General features: G+C 66.1%; 15 protein-coding genes. 3 read left to right on the forward strand and 12 right to left on the reverse strand.

Annotated elements, in window-relative coordinates; all coding sequences use genetic code 11:
• Positions 1 to 15: 15 nt before the first annotated feature.
• The 7 genes from GGC65_RS08455 to GGC65_RS08485 all read right to left on the reverse strand — a co-directional run bounded on the left by GGC65_RS08455 (position 16) and on the right by GGC65_RS08485 (position 5,974).
• Complete coding sequence (locus GGC65_RS08455) at positions 16 to 855, reverse strand: sugar phosphate isomerase/epimerase family protein (RefSeq protein ID WP_192646749.1); 840 nt, start codon at positions 853 to 855, stop codon at positions 16 to 18.
• Complete coding sequence (locus GGC65_RS08460) at positions 852 to 1,412, reverse strand: gluconate 2-dehydrogenase subunit 3 family protein (RefSeq protein WP_192646750.1); 561 nt, start codon at positions 1,410 to 1,412, stop codon at positions 852 to 854. The genes GGC65_RS08455 and GGC65_RS08460 overlap by 4 nt, the downstream gene beginning before the upstream one ends.
• Positions 1,409 to 2,236, reverse strand: coding sequence for a DUF1080 domain-containing protein (locus GGC65_RS08465; RefSeq protein WP_318780141.1), 828 nt, complete (start codon positions 2,234 to 2,236; stop codon positions 1,409 to 1,411). The genes GGC65_RS08460 and GGC65_RS08465 overlap by 4 nt, the downstream gene beginning before the upstream one ends.
• 11 nt (positions 2,237 to 2,247) lie before the next feature.
• The gene (locus tag GGC65_RS08470; protein ID WP_192646752.1) at positions 2,248 to 3,159 is read right to left on the reverse strand and encodes a hydroxypyruvate isomerase family protein; all 912 of its coding nucleotides are present in this window, start codon (positions 3,157 to 3,159) and stop codon (positions 2,248 to 2,250) included.
• Positions 3,156 to 4,454: an MFS transporter gene (locus GGC65_RS08475; protein ID WP_192646753.1), complete on the reverse strand. Its 1,299-nt coding sequence runs from the start codon at positions 4,452 to 4,454 to the stop codon at positions 3,156 to 3,158. The genes GGC65_RS08470 and GGC65_RS08475 overlap by 4 nt, the downstream gene beginning before the upstream one ends.
• 61 nt (positions 4,455 to 4,515) lie before the next feature.
• Positions 4,516 to 5,559: a sugar phosphate isomerase/epimerase family protein gene (locus GGC65_RS08480; protein WP_192646754.1), complete on the reverse strand. Its 1,044-nt coding sequence runs from the start codon at positions 5,557 to 5,559 to the stop codon at positions 4,516 to 4,518.
• A gap of 25 nt (positions 5,560 to 5,584) precedes the next feature.
• Positions 5,585 to 5,974: a c-type cytochrome gene (locus GGC65_RS08485; protein WP_192646755.1), complete on the reverse strand. Its 390-nt coding sequence runs from the start codon at positions 5,972 to 5,974 to the stop codon at positions 5,585 to 5,587.
• A gap of 95 nt (positions 5,975 to 6,069) precedes the next feature.
• On the opposite strand from GGC65_RS08485, the gene GGC65_RS08490 reads away from it, so the two are divergent.
• Positions 6,070 to 7,266 carry a Gfo/Idh/MocA family protein gene (locus GGC65_RS08490; RefSeq protein ID WP_192646756.1) on the forward strand — a complete coding sequence of 399 codons (1,197 nt, stop codon included), beginning with the start codon at positions 6,070 to 6,072 and terminating at the stop codon, positions 7,264 to 7,266.
• Here GGC65_RS08490 and GGC65_RS08495 read toward each other — a convergent pair.
• The 5 genes from GGC65_RS08495 to GGC65_RS08515 all read right to left on the reverse strand — a co-directional run bounded on the left by GGC65_RS08495 (position 7,222) and on the right by GGC65_RS08515 (position 14,022).
• Positions 7,222 to 8,568, reverse strand: a complete 1,347-nt coding sequence (locus tag GGC65_RS08495) for a hypothetical protein (protein WP_192646757.1) — start codon at positions 8,566 to 8,568, stop codon at positions 7,222 to 7,224. The genes GGC65_RS08490 and GGC65_RS08495 overlap by 45 nt on opposite strands.
• Before the next feature lie 12 nt (positions 8,569 to 8,580).
• Entirely contained in the window at positions 8,581 to 10,749 is a 2,169-nt protein-coding gene (locus tag GGC65_RS08500) for a GumC family protein (protein WP_192646758.1), read from the reverse strand.
• Between the two features lie 10 nt (positions 10,750 to 10,759).
• A complete protein-coding gene (locus tag GGC65_RS08505) occupies positions 10,760 to 11,617 on the reverse strand; it encodes a UTP--glucose-1-phosphate uridylyltransferase (RefSeq protein WP_192646759.1) in 858 nt (285 codons plus the stop codon).
• A gap of 158 nt (positions 11,618 to 11,775) precedes the next feature.
• Complete coding sequence (locus tag GGC65_RS08510) at positions 11,776 to 12,708, reverse strand: hypothetical protein (protein ID WP_192646760.1); 933 nt, start codon at positions 12,706 to 12,708, stop codon at positions 11,776 to 11,778.
• A gap of 66 nt (positions 12,709 to 12,774) precedes the next feature.
• Positions 12,775 to 14,022: an aldehyde dehydrogenase family protein gene (locus GGC65_RS08515; protein ID WP_192646761.1), complete on the reverse strand. Its 1,248-nt coding sequence runs from the start codon at positions 14,020 to 14,022 to the stop codon at positions 12,775 to 12,777.
• A gap of 311 nt (positions 14,023 to 14,333) precedes the next feature.
• Here GGC65_RS08515 and GGC65_RS08520 point away from each other — a divergent pair, with 311 nt between their 5' ends.
• Positions 14,334 to 15,677 carry a UDP-glucose dehydrogenase family protein gene (locus tag GGC65_RS08520; protein WP_192646762.1) on the forward strand — a complete coding sequence of 448 codons (1,344 nt, stop codon included), beginning with the start codon at positions 14,334 to 14,336 and terminating at the stop codon, positions 15,675 to 15,677.
• Positions 15,674 to 16,687, forward strand: coding sequence for an NAD-dependent epimerase/dehydratase family protein (locus GGC65_RS08525; RefSeq protein ID WP_192646763.1), 1,014 nt, complete (start codon positions 15,674 to 15,676; stop codon positions 16,685 to 16,687). Before GGC65_RS08520 ends, GGC65_RS08525 begins: the two co-directional genes overlap by 4 nt.
• The last annotated feature ends 3 nt before the right edge of the window (positions 16,688 to 16,690 follow it).

Genomic DNA, 16,690 nt, shown 5'->3' on the forward strand with positions numbered 1-16,690 from the left:
ATCCTCGAATATCTGTTATGCGCGGAGGCGGCTGAGCGCCGCGAAGCTGGTCTGGATGTCGGGCAGATAAGGCGCGGGCGACTGATCATTCTCGACATAGAAATGCTTCACGCCGGCGGTCCGGTTGAGCGTGAAGATATCGGCGAAATCGATCACGCCCTTGCCGACGCTGGTCATCTTGCCGTCGGCGGTGCGGTCCTTGACATGATAGGCATAGATGCGGCCCGGCAGGCGCCGGATGATCGCCTTGGGATCCTCGCCCGCGGCGACCGTCCAGAACAGGTCGAGCTCGATCTTGACGAGCGCCGGATCGGTCTCGGCAACCAGCATATCGAACAGGCTGGTGCCGCCCAGTTTCACCGTGAACTCGAAATCATGATTATGATAGGCGAAGCCCAGCCCCGCCTTTTTGAGCTGCTCGGCCCAGCGGCTGAAATTGGCGACCGCGGCTTTCCAGCCTTCGGCATTGCGCTGCGCCTCGGCCATCCATGGCAGCACCACCGTGTCGGCGCCCAATGTCTTCGCCATCTTCACGGCGCCATCGAAATCCGACGCCAGCGCGTCATAGCCGATGTGCACCGAGGGCGAGGTCAGCCCCAGCCGGTCCATCGTCTTGCGGAGCGCGGCATGGTCCATCTTGTCATAACCGCCGCCGCCATATTCGACCTCGCGATAACCGATCGCCGCGACCTTCTCGAGCGTCGCCATCGGGTCGGCAGCGAAGAGTTCGCGCAGCGTGTAAAGCTGGATTCCGATGGGCTTCGACTTCAGGCTCTTCGCCATTAGCGGGCCCGTCGCGAGCGTCGTCGCAAGCGCCGCGCTGCTCACCATCCATTGCCGCCGGCTGATCATCATGACGAATAGACCTTGTTGACCTTGGAATAGGGATAAGCGCCGTCATACTGTCCGGGGACGGGCAGATATTCGCGCTCCTGCGTGATGCCGACCTCCGACGTGAAATAACCGGTGAGCACGAGCTGGCGGAACTTGTCGAAAAAATCCGCACCGCCCGGCAGCTTGTTTTCCATCGCCAGCGTCAGCAGCGCATCCTGCTGCGCGGACGTCGCCTTGTCGGCGGCCACCTTGTAATCGCTGCGGCTGCGCGCCTCGATCGCGTCGAGCCCCGCGACGATCGGCTTGCGATCCGCGGGCGCCGCCCAGTCGGCAAGCAGCTTTTCGATGAATTCGGGCACCCCGGCGGTGATCGCGCCCGGCGTGTCGGTCGTCGGCATCACGCGTTCGCTGAGCGCGGTCATCAGTGCGCGCTGCTGCGCGGTGAACACCGGGGCCGACGGCGGCCCGTCGCTGATCACCGGCGCGACCGCCACCCCCGCCGCGCGCGCGATCGGCGCGAACAGGGCCGCCCCGAACATCGCGGCCATGCCGGCCAGCGCATCTCTGCGATCGATCATTTCACGGTTCCTTCGAAATCATGGCTAGCGGCGGCTTCCGGCAGCGGGCGCACCCAAATGTTGCGGAACGAAACCGGCGAACCATGGTCCTGCAACTGGATCGGCGCGGCATCGCCATGCGCCTCATATTCCCCGACCTTGCGCCAGACGGTGCTGCCCAGCCATGGCTGGCGGTTCTGCACGAGCACGCCGTTGAGGAAGGCGGTGATGTAGGCGGGGCGCAGCAGCTTGCCGTCGGGCCCGAAATGCGGCCGCTCGAAGACGATGTCATAGCTCTGCCACTCGCCGGGCTTGCGCGACGCGTTCGCGAGCGGCGGCTTCCAGCCATAGATCGCGCCGACGGTGCCGTCGGCATAAGTGGGATTCTGATAGCCGTCGAGAATCTGGATCTCGTAGCGTTGCATGAACCAGATGCCGCTGTTGCCCCGATCCTGCGAGCTGTGGAGCGGCGGATTGGGCGAGCGGAATTCGAGATGGAGCTGGACGTCCCCAAAGCTTTGTTTGGTGACCAGCGCATTCTCGCCGCGACCGCCGAGCGGCGGGATCGACGTCATCGCGCCATCGCTGATCGGCCACGGCCGCGCCTTCGCCCGCCATGCGTCGAGCGACTTTCCATCGAACAGGATGATGGCATCGGACGGCGCCGCGCCCGGCGTCGCCCCCGGGGTCACCACCTCGGGCAGCGGCCGGTCGGCGTCGTGGACCAGCCATTTGCCGTCCGGCAGCATCGGCGTGTCCTTGAATCCGGGCTTTTCCTGTGCAGTAGCGGAACTGCCCGCCACCGCCGCGACCGCGATTGCCGCGGCCCATGCGATACGCTTCACTGATGCCTCCTTCATGCCGCGTCGATCTCGCGATAAGCAGCGACCAGCCGCTCTTCGCCAGCGCGGCCGTCGATCGAATTTCCATGTTCCATGCCGATCACCCCGGCGAATTTCTTTGCGCGCAGCCAGCGAACGATATTGCGATAATTGACTTCGCCGCTGCCCGGCTCCTTGCGGCCCGGATTGTCGCCGAACTGGATATAGGCGATCTCGTCCCAGCAGGTGTCGAGCGTGTTGATGAGGTTCCCGGCCTGGATCTGCTCGTGATAAAGGTCCGCGAGAACCTTGATCGCCGGGCTGTCGACGGCGCGCGCGACCGCATAGCCTTGCGGCACCGTCGTCATGAACACGCCGGGATGGTTCACCAGCGTGTTGAGCGGCTCCATCACCATGACCAGCCCGTGCGGTTCATAGATGTCGGCGGCGCGGCGCAGCACGTCGATCACGCGCGCGGTCTGGATATCGACCGGCAGCTTGCGGTCCATGAAGCCGGTGACGATCGTCATATGCCTGGAATTGAGCCGCTTGGCGACGTCGACCGAGGCGCGAATATCGGCAAGGAAGCGCTCGCGATCGGCATCGTCGTTGCCGCCGAGCTGCGGCCGGAAATCGCCCCAGCGCGGCATGCTAACGACGAACACGCCCATCGTCATGCCCCGTTGCTGCAACGCGCGCGCCATCGCGGTCTGGTCGGCGACCGAGCGCGTCGCAGCCTCATTGTCCTCCCACGCGGTGAAGCCCTGATCGGCGGCGAAGGCGATCTGTTCGATGCGGCCCCCACGGCTCGCGAAGCTGCCTTCGTGCGGGGCGTAGTTCAGCGAAAAGCGGGCGGCGTTCGACGGCGTGGCACCCTTCGCGAGCGTCGCCACTGCGGCCGCCGCGGCGGCGCCGCCCGCCAGCACCGTCCGGCGCGTCAGGCTCATGCGGCTTCGCCGGCGAGCGCCGCGCGCGATTTGCCGCGCTCACGCAGCCAGATGAAGCCGAACACCGCGAGCAGGATGAGCGGCAGGATCGCCAGCCGCTGGAACGACAGCGACGCCGCCGCATCCTCGACCGCCAGTTTCGCCGCGCCGGTCAGCGCCGCGAAGGCTTCGGGACCGCCGGCGAACTCGATCTTCGCCTGATCGAACATCGCGCCGAGCTGCGGAAGTACGAAGAAGCTGGCGAGCGCGCCTGCCGAGCCGACCAGACCCATCGCCCACGATCCGCCGCGCGGATAGCGTTCGGCGACCGAGGCGAGCATCGTCGGCCACATCACGCAGACGCCGAGGCCCCAGACGGTCGCGGCGACGATCGCGGCGACCGGCGACTGTGCCTGGCTCAGCATGAACAGGCCGATCGCGGCGAGCAGGCTCGACACCCAGAGCAGGCCGGGGTTCGAGATTTTGTTGGCGAGCCGCCCGGCGAAATGGCGGAAGACGAACATCAGCGCGTTGACATAAACGAGCAGCAAGATGCCGCGCATGCCGACGCGGTTCGACAGCGCGACGTCGATCCACTGGCCGGGCGCGAGTTCGGACGCCGCGGTCAGGAACATCGCGGCGAACCAGATGAAGAAGCTGGGACGGCGAAACACCTCGCCGACCATCTCGCCAAAGCTGACGCCGCTCTCGCTGCGTAGTGGCGGTGGGAAGGTGGTGGTCAGCGCAATCACGACGGTCGCGACGGCGGGGATCATCACCAGCGCCATGATACCCTGCCACGGCATCGCCGCCGACAGGAAGAAGCCGGCGAGTCCGCCGACGATGATGCCGCCGGGGAACCAGGCGTGCAGCACGTTGAGCCGGTGCGTGGTGTCGTCAGGGTAGAGCTGCGCGGTCAGCGGATTGATCGTCGCCTCGGTCAGGCCCCAGCCGATGCCGCTGAGCAGCATGCCGGTCCAGACGAGCCAATAGATGGTCATGCCGGTCGCGACATGGCCCGCAGTGACGATCATCAGCGGCCCGAGGATGAAGCACAGCCCCGCGCCGGCGAGGCACCGCTTCATCCCGATCTGGTCGAGCAGCGCGCTGGCGACGAACAGGGTGATCGCGAAGCTGAGGAACGCGGCGCCCAGCGCGGCGGCGACCAGCTCGCCCGCCTGCAGCGGGGCGATCGGGTCGATCCATTCGGCCTTGAGCCCGCTGGCGATCGCGCCGCGGATTGCGAGGCTCGCCGCCGCGGTGAACAGCGCGAGCACGCCGAGCCAGAACAACCGGCCCTTGTTCAATGTCGTCATCCTGCGTCCCTCTGTTTATTATCTTTGATTATTATCTTTTAGGCCGTCGTCTTGCGCGCGGTCAGGTCAATCCCAGCATCTTGCGGTTGAGCGCCGGGTCGCTTCCCCCGGCGAAATCGTCGAACGCCCGGTCGGCCTTGCGGATCATGTGCGCGGCAATGAAGGGTGCCCCTTCGCGCGCGCCGTCCTCGGGATGCTTCAGGCAGCATTCCCATTCGAGCACCGCCCAGCCGGCATAATCATATTGCGTCAGCTTCGAGAAGATGCCGGCGAAATCGACCTGCCCGTCGCCCAGCGAGCGGAAGCGGCCGGGCCGGTCGACCCAATCCTGAAACCCGCCATAGACCCCCGAGCGTCCAGTCGGATTGAGCTCCGCATCCTTGACGTGGAACATGCGGATCCGCTCGTGATAAATGTCGATGAACTGCAGATAATCGAGCGCCTGCAGCACATAATGGCTGGGATCGTATAGGATGTTCGCGCGCGGGTGATTGTCGACGCCCGCGAGGAAGCGCTCGAAGCTCACCCCGTCGTGCAGATCCTCACCCGGATGGATTTCATAGGCGAGATCGACGCCCTGTTCCTCGAATGCATCGAGGATCGGCCGCCAGCGCTTCGCCAGCTCGCCAAACGCTTCCTCGACCAGCCCCGCGGGGCGCTGCGGCCAAGGATAGATATAGGGCCAGGCGAGCGCGCCCGAGAAGGTCGCGTGTGCATTGAGCCCCAGCCGCCGGCTCGCCTTCGCCGCGAGATTGAGCTGCTCGACCGCCCACGCCTGACGCTCGGCGGGTTTGCCGCGCAGTGCTTCGGGCGCGAAGGCGTCGAACGCCACGTCATAGGCCGGGTGCACGGCGACAAGCTGGCCCTGCAAATGCGTCGACAGCTCGGTGATCTCGACGCCTGCCTCGCGGCAGGTACCGGCGAGTTCGTCGCAATAATCCTGGCTTTCGGCGGCGCGCGCCAGATCGATGCAGCGGCTGTCCCATGTCGGAATCTGGACGCCGACATAGCCCGCATCGGCCATCCAGCGCGCGGCGGAAGGCAAGGTGTCGAACGGCGCCGTATCGCTCATGAACTGCGCGAGGAAAACCGCCGGGCCCTTCATGCCGCCCCTCCCTTCCGTACAAAGATCATTTGGATGTAGCGGTCTTGAGATAAGCGATCAGCGCCGCGCGGCGCGCGGGATCGGCCACCTTGACGACCATGCGCGTACCGGGGACCTTCTTGGTCGGCGCCGCGAGATATTCATCGAGGCCCTTCGCGTCCCAGCGAATTTTCGAGGCCTTGAGCGCGGGGCTATAGTTGAACCCGGCCACCGAACCGGCTTGCCGGCCGAACAGGCCGTTCAGATTGGGCCCCATCGTGCTTTTGCCGCCGGCTTCCAATGTGTGACAGGCGCGGCACGCTGCGAACGCCTGCGCACCGGGATCGGCGGGGGCCGCTCGCGACGCGGGCGATGACGCAAGCGCCAGCGCAATCAAGGCTGCCGCGGCCGTCGGCAGGGCGACTAAAAATTTCATTATCCTCTCCCGTCTGGCAACAGCCGGTCGGACCATGTAAGCGTTCGAAATTGAATTATGCAAACAAATTTGGAAATTCTTGTCAGGGGAATGCGATGAATACGCAGTCAAAAACGCGCTACGGCATGGTCGGCGGCGGCGAGGGTGCATTCATCGGCGCTGTGCACCGGATGGCCGCAGCACTCGACGGCGAATTTGCTCTTGTATGCGGCGCGTTCAGCAGCGACGCGGACCGCAATCGGCGGAGCGCCGACGCGCTGGGACTCGATTCGGACCGCGCCTATCCGACACTCGAGGCCCTGCTTGCGGCGGAAGCCGCCCTTCCCGTGGATCAGCGGATGGAAGCGCTCGCGATCGTCACCCCGAACCATCTCCACGCGCCCATGGCGATCGCCGCGCTCGACGCCGGGTTTCATGTCTTTTCCGAAAAGCCGATGGCGCTGAACCTCGCCGAAGCGCTGGCGATCGAGGCGGCGGTTTCGCGCAGCGGCAAGCTCTACGGCCTCGCCTTCACCTATAGCGGCTATCCACTGATTGCGGAAGCGCGGAAGCGCGTCGCGCGCGGCGATTTCGGCGCGATCCGGCTGGTGCAGGTCGAATATTCGCAAGGATGGCTGAGCCTGCCGATCGACCGTGATGGCAACAAGCAGGCTGAATGGCGAACCGATCCGGCGCGCGCGGGATTGGGCGGCTGTTTGGGCGACATCGGCACCCACGCCTTCCAGCTCGCCGAATATGTCTCCGGGCTGGCAGTCGAGCAGCTCTGCGCCGATGTGGCCACGCATGTCCCGGGGCGCCGCCTCGACGACGATGTCGCGGCGCTGCTGCGCTTCGCGGGTGGGGCGCGCGGCGTGCTCAAGGCCAGCCAGGTCGCCGCGGGCGACGAGAACGGCCTGCGCCTGCGCATCCACGGCGAAAAGGGCGGGCTCGACTGGTCGCAGATAGAGCCCAACACGCTGACCTTGCGCTGGCTCGATCGGCCGATCGAAGTGATCCGCGCGGGCGGGCCCGGCCTCGATGCGCTGACGATGGCGCAGTTCCGCACCCCGGCAGGCCATCCGGAGGGCTATATTGAGGCGTTCGCCAATCTCTACCGCAGCTTCGGCCGCGCGGTACGGACGGGCGCGACGGTCCCGCCCGCGCCGGGCGCGGCCGACTGGTTCCCCGGCATCGACGACGGCCTCAGGACGATGGCCTTCGTCGAGGCGGCGATCGAAAACAGCGTCGGCGACGCGAAGTGGACGTCGCTAGCCGGGATATTGGACAAGAGCCGGGCGACGCGCGGTGCCTGACCCACGGCTGCGCGCGGCATAGACGGTATAGCCGCAGAGCAGCCCGTAGAGCGCCAGCCCCTCAACATGCCAGAACGGCATCGTAGCCATGTTGAGCAGGAAGAAGGCGAAATGTGCTGCGAGCAGCTTGAAACGCTCGCCGTACGCCGACGCCGCCGCAGCGAACATCACCGTCCACAGCGCGATCATCGCCGCGATCCCGAACCAGCCGAGTTCGTATAATGTCGCGACCAACGTGTTGTGCGGATAGACTTTGAACACGCCCTCCCAGCTCTCCGGCCCGAGGCCGAACAGGTGCTGGAGCGGTGTGCCTTCGGCCCAGGCATAGATATAGCTGCTCCAGATGAGCGGACGCGCCGACATCACCTGACGTTCCAAAAGATCGAAGTCGCGCGGCGGTTTGATCAGCCCGGCGGGATCCGAGAGGAAGGCGGCGAGGTCCGCGAAGCTTTCCTGATAGGACAAGGCGGCGACCGAGACGAGCAGCACGCCCGCCACCACGGCGGTGACCGACATCGGCGCGCGCTGGTCGCGCCGCACGCTGAGCGTGAGCCCGGTGAGGAACACAGCCAGCACGAGCGGCGCGAAGGCGAGGATCGTGGTGCGATAACCCGCGAGCAGGACGCCGAGGAAGGTTGCAGCCAGAAAGGCGACCCGGACGCCGCGCGGCGCCGACTTGGCGAAGGCACCGACCAGAAACCCCGTCATCATCGCGACCGAAAAGGCCGCCTCGTGATTATAACCGCCGATCCAGACCAGCCCGTCGCCATCCTCCGACCCCTTGGGCAGGTTGAGCGCGAGCGAAAGTGCCTGAAAGACGAGCAGCGGCAGGAAGGAGACCATCGCCCAGGCCAGGAACCGCGCATCGGGATCGATGCGCAGCGCCTGGAACACCGCGATCAGTATCACGGTCAGATAGGCATATTTGACCCCGACGTTGATCCCGCCGGCGACGTCGCCGTTCAACGCCGCGCTGAACAGCGCGAGCCCCACCAAAGCATAGACCGGCATCAGCGATTTGAGCGCCAGATTGGCCGGCCGCACGACAAAGAGCAGCCCGAAGGCGGTCACCCCGATCGAGAGCAAGGCGTTGCCCGAAAGCCCGCCCGCGAGCGGCTTGAACATATAGAGATGATAGGCGCCCGCAGTGTAGCGCATCCACAGCGCCACCACGACGAACGCCCCCGCCATGCTGCCCGCCCGTCGCGCCGCGATAACGAGCGCGACGAGCAGCAGCGCCGTCACCGGCAACAGGACGCCAAGCCCGAAGGACGGGCCATAGGGCAGCGCCTGCGCGGTCACGGCGCCGCCCGATCAGTCGGCATAATAGGAGCGGTAGGCCTTGAGGAAGGTGCCGCCATCCTCGTAACCCGCGCGCTCCTGCTCGCGCACGTCGACGAGCGTCAGCACGACGCCCAATATTTCGGCATGGACGTCGTACAGCCGCCGCAGCGCCACCGAAGCCGCCTTCGACGCGGTCTTGCGCCAGCGCACGAGGAACACCACGCCGTCGGCCATGCTGGCGATCACGCGCGCCTCGTCGACCGGCAACACGGGCGGCGTGTCGAGGATGACGAGGTCGTAACGCTCGCGCACCTGCTCGATCAGCTCGGCGAGCCGCGGGCTTTCGGTCAGCCCGATACCCTTTGAATCGAGCCGTTGCGGCAGCAGCCAGGCATCGGAGATACTGTCCTTGACGATCGCCTGATCGAGCGTCGCCTGCCCCGCCAGCACCTCATCCAGCCCGAACGCCACCTTGTCGGTGAACTGACGGCTCGACGCGCGGCGGCGCGCATCGACGTCGATCAACAGCACCTTGCCGCCCGCCGCGGCCATCGCGCGAGCGAGCCCCATCGCGGTGGTGGTCTTGCCTTCGCCCGGCACCGCCGAGGTGATCGCGACGACGCGGATCGGCTTTGCCGCCTCGGCGAACTGGATCGAGGTGCGCAGGGTGCGGAAGGCCTCGGCATAGGTCGATTGCGGCCGCTTGAGTAGCAGCTCCGCGGGCGGGGCCGGCAGTCCCGCCTTGCGATAACCGGGCAGCGTGGTCGCGTCCGGAATCGCGGCGAGCGTCGGCAGTCCCAGCGCATTCTCGATCGCATCGCTCGTCTCCAGCCCGCGTTCGAGCAGTTGCAGCAGCACGACGAGCAGCACGCCGATGCCCAGCCCGCCGACGACGGCCATCGCCGCATAGACGAGCATGTTGGGCGAGCTCGGTGCGCCCGGGACACGCGCGCGGCTGACGATATAGGCATCGCTGCGTTCGAGCCCCGATTGCGCAACCGTCTGGCGATAGCGGTCGAGGAACGCCTGATAGAGCGTCCGCGCCGATTCAGCGTTACGCTCGAGCTCATTGAGCCGCACCGACGCTTCGTTGTCGCTGGCGAGCTTGCCCTGCGACTGCGCCACCGACCCCGCGAGCGAGCCCGCGCGCTGGTTCGCGATGCTCGCCTGGATCGAGACGTTGGCGACGATGCGCTGCACCTCGGCCGCGATCTGCTGGTCGGCCTCGCGGAGCTGGTTCTGCGCGCGGAGGAGGTCAGGATGGCGCGGGCCATAGCGCTTCTCGAGCGCCGCGACTTCGCGTCCGACCTCGGCACGCTGGGCGCGCAGCTGGCTGACGACGGGGGAATCGAGCGAATCGCCGAGTTCCTCGCCGCTCCGCCCGCCATTGAGTTGCGCGCGCGCGGCCGACAGGCGTGCCTGCGCCGCGGCATTCTCGGCCTTGGCCTGCGCGAGCTGGGTCGAAAGCCCCGAGAGTTCCTGCTGCGTCACCGTGCTCGCTTCGGAGACAGCGAAAAGGCTGTGCGCGGCGCGATAGTCGGCGACCTCGCGCTCGGCACCGACCACCTGCGCGCGCAGATCCTGGAGCCGTTGCTCGAGGAAACCGCGCGCGCGGTGCGTCGCCTCGGTCTTGGCGCCGGTCTGGCCCGAGACATAATTGTCGACCAAGGCGTTGGCGATCTGCGCCGATTGCACCGGCGTCGCGCCTTCGAACGAGACGCTGATGGAATAGGACAGCCCGTCACGCTTGACCGTCAGGCCGCTCAATATCGTGCCGATCGCGCGCTGGCGCCCGATCAGATCGGGTTGTTTCGCCGGCGCGCCCTGCCCCGCGGCTTCGTTGAACGCGGGATCGCGGTCGAGCTTCAGCCGGTCGACCACGCGCCCGATCAACTCGGGCGAGCGGAGAACCTGCACCTCGGTATCCACTGCGGCGGAATCGGGATCGGTCGTCGGAATCACCGAATCGACCTTGATCACCTGTTCGGCCGTCCGCTCGAGCGCGACCTGCGCTGTAGCCAGGTAACGCGGCTCGGCGACAAGATAGGCTGCCGCGGCGATCACGATCGCCGCGAGCATCGCCGCGCACAAAATCATCCAGCGTCGGCGCACCACGCCGCCGACGCGCCGCAGGTCGATCAGCGCACCGCGATCGACCTGCGGGTCCGTTTGCCTCTGGGGCGGCGCACGCCGTACCATTGCGTCCATATTATGCGGCGGCCAGGAAGGCGCGCACCGCGGGCGCGATGTCGGGCCGGTCGAGCGCGAGTGCGAGCGTTGCGGTCACGAAGCCGCCCTTGTCGCCGCAGTCGTAGCGCCTGCCTTCGAAAGTGACGCCGTGAAACGGCTGCTGGCCGATCATCCGCGCCAGCGCGTCGGTGAGCTGGATTTCGCCGCCCGCGCCTTCTTCCTGGCTGCCGAGCACGTCCATCACTTCGGGCTGAAGGATGTAGCGGCCGATGATCGCGAGCCGCGACGGTGCGACGTCGGCCGCGGGCTTTTCGACGAGCCCCTTAACCTCGGTGATCGCCCCGGCACTCGCGCCCGGCGTGATAATGCCATATTTATGCGTGTCCTCTGCCGCCACCTCTTCGGTGCAGATCAGATTGCCGCCGAGTTCGGCATGCGCATCGACCATCTGCTTGAGGCAGCCGGGCTTCCCGACCATCAGATCGTCGGGGAGCAGAACCGCAAAGGGCTCATCGCCGATCAGGCGCCGCGCGCACCAGACGGCATGGCCGAGTCCGAGCGGCTCCTGCTGCCGCACGATCGCGATGTCGCCGGGCGAGGGGCGCGTGCCGTCGAGCGAGGCGAGCGACTTGCCGCGCCGCGCCATCGCTTCTTCCAGCTCGAACGCATGATCGAAATGATCCTCGATCAGGCTCTTGCCGCGGCTGGTCACGAAAATGAACTGCTCGATGCCCGCCTCGCGGGCCTCGTCGACGGCATATTGGATCAATGGCCGGTCGACGACGGGCAGCATCTCCTTCGGCATGGACTTGGTCGCCGGAAGGAACCGGGTTCCAAGGCCGCCAATGGGGAATACGGCCTTGCGTACTTTTCGCATCTTTTCACCCTTTTCTGGTCACTGGGTTCCCCCCCCAAAAACCAGCATTCGGATTTGCCGACACGATCGCCACGTGCCGACAGCGCGCGATGTGCGCCTTTACGCTGCATTGCAGCAAGAGCCCGTCGTCGAAGCGTGTCCAAACTGCGCCCGGACCGTTAGAGCTTCGGAGGTGTCCCGGCAAAGGACACTCCTCCCGGTATCGAGCCACCGCCGCGCGAACGCACCAAGGGCGTGCCCGACGGCACATGGATGTCGTGCGAACGAACGATGATCTTTGCCACCCCCTTGTGAACATCGAAGATCGGCCAGCCACGGTCGCTCTTCACGATCAGATGATCGATCGTAATGACAAGCGACGGGCCGCCCGGCGTGGCCATGATCGCAAAATGGGTCGTATCGCCGATCCCCCCGATCTTCGCGGGATCGAGACTGGTTAGCCGCGTCGCGCGCATGCTCGTCCACAACCGGAAGTTGCGCGCGTTGCGGCCACTGACACAATCGTCGAGCAAGGTTTCGCTCGATTTCAGGTCGAACCCGCCGTCGCTATTGTCCCAGGCGGCGCATTGCCGGAACTGCATCCGCTTATTGCCGCGCTCGGTCGAAAAACCGTCGCCGTTCCAATATTTCTTCGCCGCGCGCTTCCAGCGAAAGCCGCGCATGACGCAGCGCTCCATACGGAAATCGTGCGCGGTATCGTCGAAGGCGATGCCGACCGGCAGGTCGGTCGCGCCGGTGGTCAACATGCCGCTCGCGCTCACGTCCGAAATCACGCCGTCGTGGCTGTCGTAACGGATGCGCGCGAAGCCGCGTTCGAGGTTGCTAGCCCTGGCGCCGCGCACGCGCAGCCCGACGCAGCCGGCGGGCGTCTGCCTGGATGCCGCGCTATTCTCGATCACGCGGTAGCCGCGTTCGACCCGGATATCGGAGATTTGCACGTCCCGAACCGGCTCGCGGATCACGAACAGGCCGTTACCGACGTCGCGCGCATGCACGCCGCGATAGGCGGCGCCGGAGCGCACGAAATAGACCGGTTCGCCCTCGGCGGCGATCGGAACGCGCGATGCGACGCGGGAGGATGTGTCGGCCATGCCGCCGCGTAAGCGAAGACCCGAGGCCAAGCGAGCGCGCTGCGGCGCCGCGTGGCGCGGCCGCGATCAGTGCAGCGCGGGTGTCGCGCCCGCAAACCGGCGCGCGAAGCCGCGCGAGGGTTGGCGACAGACGTGCCGGGTCCGGCTGAACCGGCGGAAACCCGCCTCGCCATGGTCGATATTGAGCGTCATGCCCGCGTCGGCCTTCACCGCCGACGGAACTCGCCCGTCGATTGCAATCGCCGACGACAGCGTGCGCGCGAGGATATGCCGGCGTTCGGCGGTATCACGGCCGAAATAATAGATCGCGAGCGGCGGCGGGCGCCGGTGGATCGTGGCGATTGCATCGTCGATCCGCGCATAGTTGCGCAGCGGCAGGATCGGTCCCGGACTGTCCTCCTGCATCACCAGCATGTCCTCGCTGGCGTGGCGAACGATGTGGAGCGGCATCGCCGAACCCCGCGACTGCGCGGTCATCACCTCGCCCCCACGCGCGCGCGCGTCGTCCAAGAGCCGCGCGACCTGTTCCTGCTCGGCGTCGGTCAGCATCGCCGCGTCGGTCCCCGGCTGCATCGCCGCGCGCCAGAGCCAGTCGGCGATCGCCTCCTCCTGCTCTTCGGGCACGAGCAGATAGTCGGGCGCGAGCGGCACGCGCCCGCCGTTGATGCGCTTGCGCGCGATGATGTCGTCCGCCGCCTTGGCGAAATCGGCCGAACGCCCGAGGAGCACCGGCGATTTTTCCGAACGCGCGATCGTCACCCCGTCCGCCTCCTGCTCCTCGCTCGTCACGAGCAAGTCAAAGGCGAGCGTGGTAAAGACGCCATCGGGCGCGACCGCCAGTTCGAGCGGGTCGAAGAAATCGGGCACGAGCTCGCCGATCAGCCGGCCGAGGTGCTGCGAGCCGGGGTCGAATGTCAGCGTTACCCGATTGCCCGCCGCGAGCGCGCTGGCCAGGATGCTCGCCGTCTGGAGCAACGGCAGCGATGCCGGCGCCGCGATGCCGATCACCCCGATCGGCAGATATTCGACATAGTCGCCGGCCCCACCAAGACGCGCGAGCAGTCCCCGTCCGCCATCGGGCCGCATCCAGCGGCTGACGCGCTCCATAGCGCCGCACAGCGCGGCCAGCGCCGGTGCCACTTCGGTAAGCTTTGCCGAATCAACATCTTGATTCGCCTGGTCGGCCGCGAGCGCGGAACAAAGAACGTCGGCATTTTTTTCGATCATCAGCATCGCGCGCCGCAACCGATCGCGTCGCGTCGCGAGCGACACCGGCAAGTCGGCAAAAAAGGCCGCGCGTTGCGCTTCCAGCATCCTACCCATCCCTCAACTTATCCTGCCCAGCTTCTACTCCGACGCCGACCCGTGGCAAGATCAAGTCGAAGCGTTTCGTCGCATTGCAGCCAATCGGCTTAGCCGTCGTTTAGGCAAAGCGCCGGATTACCTACGCCTAATATATTGAATTTTCTTACCTTGTCCCGTTCTGGGGCGGGATTTTGTGAACGATCATTTCGCCTTCCAATTGCCTCCGCTCAAAGCTGGCAAGTTGACCGTTAACCCTCGCGACGCGATTGTTCGCACGTGCAGCAAAAAGCCGATCTCATATAAATAGGGAGCAGCGCGTAATGCGTATCGTAATGATCGGGTCCGGCTATGTCGGGCTGGTTTCTGGCGCGTGTTTTGCCGATTTCGGCCATCATGTGACCTGCGTCGACAAGGACGCGAACAAGATTGACCGGCTTCGCGCCGGCGGTATTCCCATCTACGAGCCCGGTCTCGACGATCTGGTCGCGCGCAACGTCGCGGCGGGCAATCTGACCTTTACCACCGAGCTGTCCGAGGCGGTCGGCGCAGCGGACGTTGTGTTCATCGCCGTGGGCACCCCCAGCCGCCGCGGCGACGGTCACGCCGACCTTTCCTACGTCTATGGCGCGGCGCGCGAAATCGCCGGGGCGCTCGGCGGCTTCACGGTGATCGTCACCAAGTCGACCGTGCCCGTCGGCACCGGCGACGAGGTCGAACGGATCATTCGCGAATGCAATCCCGTCGCCGAATTCGCCGTCGCCTCCAATCCCGAATTCCTGCGCGAAGGCGCCGCGATCGAGGATTTCAAGCGCCCCGACCGCGTCGTGATCGGCATCGAGGACGAGCGCGCCCGCGGGCCGATGGAAGAAGTCTATCGCCCGCTGTCGCTCAACAAGGCGCCGATCGTCTTCACTCGCCGGCGCACCAGCGAACTGATCAAATATGCTGCGAACGCCTTCCTCGCGATGAAGATCACCTACATCAACGAAATGGCGGACCTGTGCGAGCAGGTCGGTGCCGATGTCCAGGAAGTCGCGCGCGGCATCGGGCTCGACAACCGTATCGGTGCGAAGTTCCTGAATGCCGGCCCCGGCTATGGCGGCTCGTGCTTCCCCAAGGACACGCTGGCGCTGATGAAGACCGCGCAGGACCATGATGCGCCGCTGCGGCTGATCGAGGCGACCGTCGCGGTCAACGAGCAGCGCAAGCGCGCGATGGGCCGCAAGGTTCTTGCAGCGATGAATGGGGAGGTTCGCGGCCAGACCGTCGCGGTGCTCGGGCTCACCTTCAAACCCAATACCGACGACATGCGCGATGCGCCGTCGATCGCGATCATCCAGACACTGCAGGATGCAGGCGCCAAGGTGCGCGCCTATGACCCCGAGGGCATGGAAGCAGCCGAAGCGGTGCTGAAGGACGTCGAATATGCCGCCTCTGCCTATGCCGCGGTCGAAGGCGCCGCCGCCGCGGTGATCGTCACCGAATGGGACGCGTTCCGCGCGCTCGACCTGCCGCGGATCAAGGCCGCAATGGCCGAGCCGGTGCTGGTCGACCTGCGCAACATCTATCCGCCGGCCCAGGCCGAAGCAGCGGGTCTGCGCTACGTCGGCATCGGCCGGCCGGGCGAAGAGGGCGAAACCTCGAGCGAAAGGCAGGCCGCGTGACCGACGACAGCCCCATTTTGGTAACCGGCGCCGCGGGCTTTATCGGCCATGCGGTGTCCGAACGGCTCCTCGCGCGCGGCGAGCGCGTGATCGGGCTCGACAATTTCACCGACTATTACGACGTCTCGCTCAAAAAGGCGCGCATCGCGCGGCTGGTCGACAATTTCAACTTCCGGCTGATCGACGGCGACATCGCCAGCCCGGGACTGGTCAGCGAACTCGTCGAGGCGAACAGCGTGCGCCGGATCGTCCACCTCGCCGCGCAAGCGGGCGTGCGCTACAGCATCGAAAACCCCTTCGCTTACGAGCATAGCAATCTCAAAGGGCATCTCGCGGTGCTCGAGGCAGCGCGCCACGCCGGCCATATCGAGCATCTCGTCTATGCCTCGTCGAGCTCGGTCTATGGCGAGCGCCCGCTCGGCGGCACCGGCTTTCGCGAGGACGAGCCCTGCACCGCGCCCGTCTCTCTCTACGCCGCGACCAAGCGTAGCTGCGAGTTGATGAGCCAGAGCTACGCCACGCTCTATGGCCTGCCGCTCAGCGGACTGCGTTTCTTCACCGTCTATGGCCCGTGGGGCCGGCCCGACATGGCCTATTATGGCTTTGCCCAGAAAATCCTGCTCGGCCAGCCGATCGAGGTGTTTGGCGAAGGCCGTATGGCGCGCGACTTCACCTATATCGACGATATCGTCGACGGGGTCGTCGGCGTGCTCGACAAGAAGCCGGCGAACGGCGAGCACCGGCTGCTCAATATCGGCGACTGCAATCCCGTCGGGCTGATGGACATGATCGCGACGCTCGAACGCGCACTCGGTCGCCCGGCGATCAAGCTGATGCGGCCGATGCAGCCGGGCGACGTGACCGCGACCTATGCCGACATCTCGGCGATCAACGCGCTCACCGGATACAGCCCGAAGGTACCGTTGGCGCGCGGCATCGAACGCTTCGTCGACTGGTATCTGGGCGAAATCGAAAATGGTGGAAGAGGGCCGATGGCAGCGGTGGCCTGAGCC

Source organism: Sphingopyxis sp. OAS728 (genome assembly GCF_014873485.1).
Lineage (GTDB): Bacteria > Pseudomonadota > Alphaproteobacteria > Sphingomonadales > Sphingomonadaceae > Sphingopyxis.

Coding starts and splice junctions, on each gene's coding strand:
- GGC65_RS08455 (WP_192646749.1), bottom strand. CDS start 855: ATGATGATCAGCCGGCGGCAATGGATGGTGAGCAGCGCGGCGCTTGCG.
- GGC65_RS08460 (WP_192646750.1), bottom strand. CDS start 1,412: ATGATCGATCGCAGAGATGCGCTGGCCGGCATGGCCGCGATGTTCGGG.
- GGC65_RS08470 (WP_192646752.1), bottom strand. CDS start 3,159: ATGAGCCTGACGCGCCGGACGGTGCTGGCGGGCGGCGCCGCCGCGGCG.
- GGC65_RS08475 (WP_192646753.1), bottom strand. CDS start 4,454: ATGACGACATTGAACAAGGGCCGGTTGTTCTGGCTCGGCGTGCTCGCG.
- GGC65_RS08480 (WP_192646754.1), bottom strand. CDS start 5,559: ATGAAGGGCCCGGCGGTTTTCCTCGCGCAGTTCATGAGCGATACGGCG.
- GGC65_RS08485 (WP_192646755.1), bottom strand. CDS start 5,974: ATGAAATTTTTAGTCGCCCTGCCGACGGCCGCGGCAGCCTTGATTGCG.
- GGC65_RS08490 (WP_192646756.1), top strand. CDS start 6,070: ATGAATACGCAGTCAAAAACGCGCTACGGCATGGTCGGCGGCGGCGAG.
- GGC65_RS08500 (WP_192646758.1), bottom strand. CDS start 10,749: ATGGTACGGCGTGCGCCGCCCCAGAGGCAAACGGACCCGCAGGTCGAT.
- GGC65_RS08505 (WP_192646759.1), bottom strand. CDS start 11,617: ATGCGAAAAGTACGCAAGGCCGTATTCCCCATTGGCGGCCTTGGAACC.
- GGC65_RS08510 (WP_192646760.1), bottom strand. CDS start 12,708: ATGGCCGACACATCCTCCCGCGTCGCATCGCGCGTTCCGATCGCCGCC.
- GGC65_RS08515 (WP_192646761.1), bottom strand. CDS start 14,022: ATGCTGGAAGCGCAACGCGCGGCCTTTTTTGCCGACTTGCCGGTGTCG.
- GGC65_RS08520 (WP_192646762.1), top strand. CDS start 14,334: ATGCGTATCGTAATGATCGGGTCCGGCTATGTCGGGCTGGTTTCTGGC.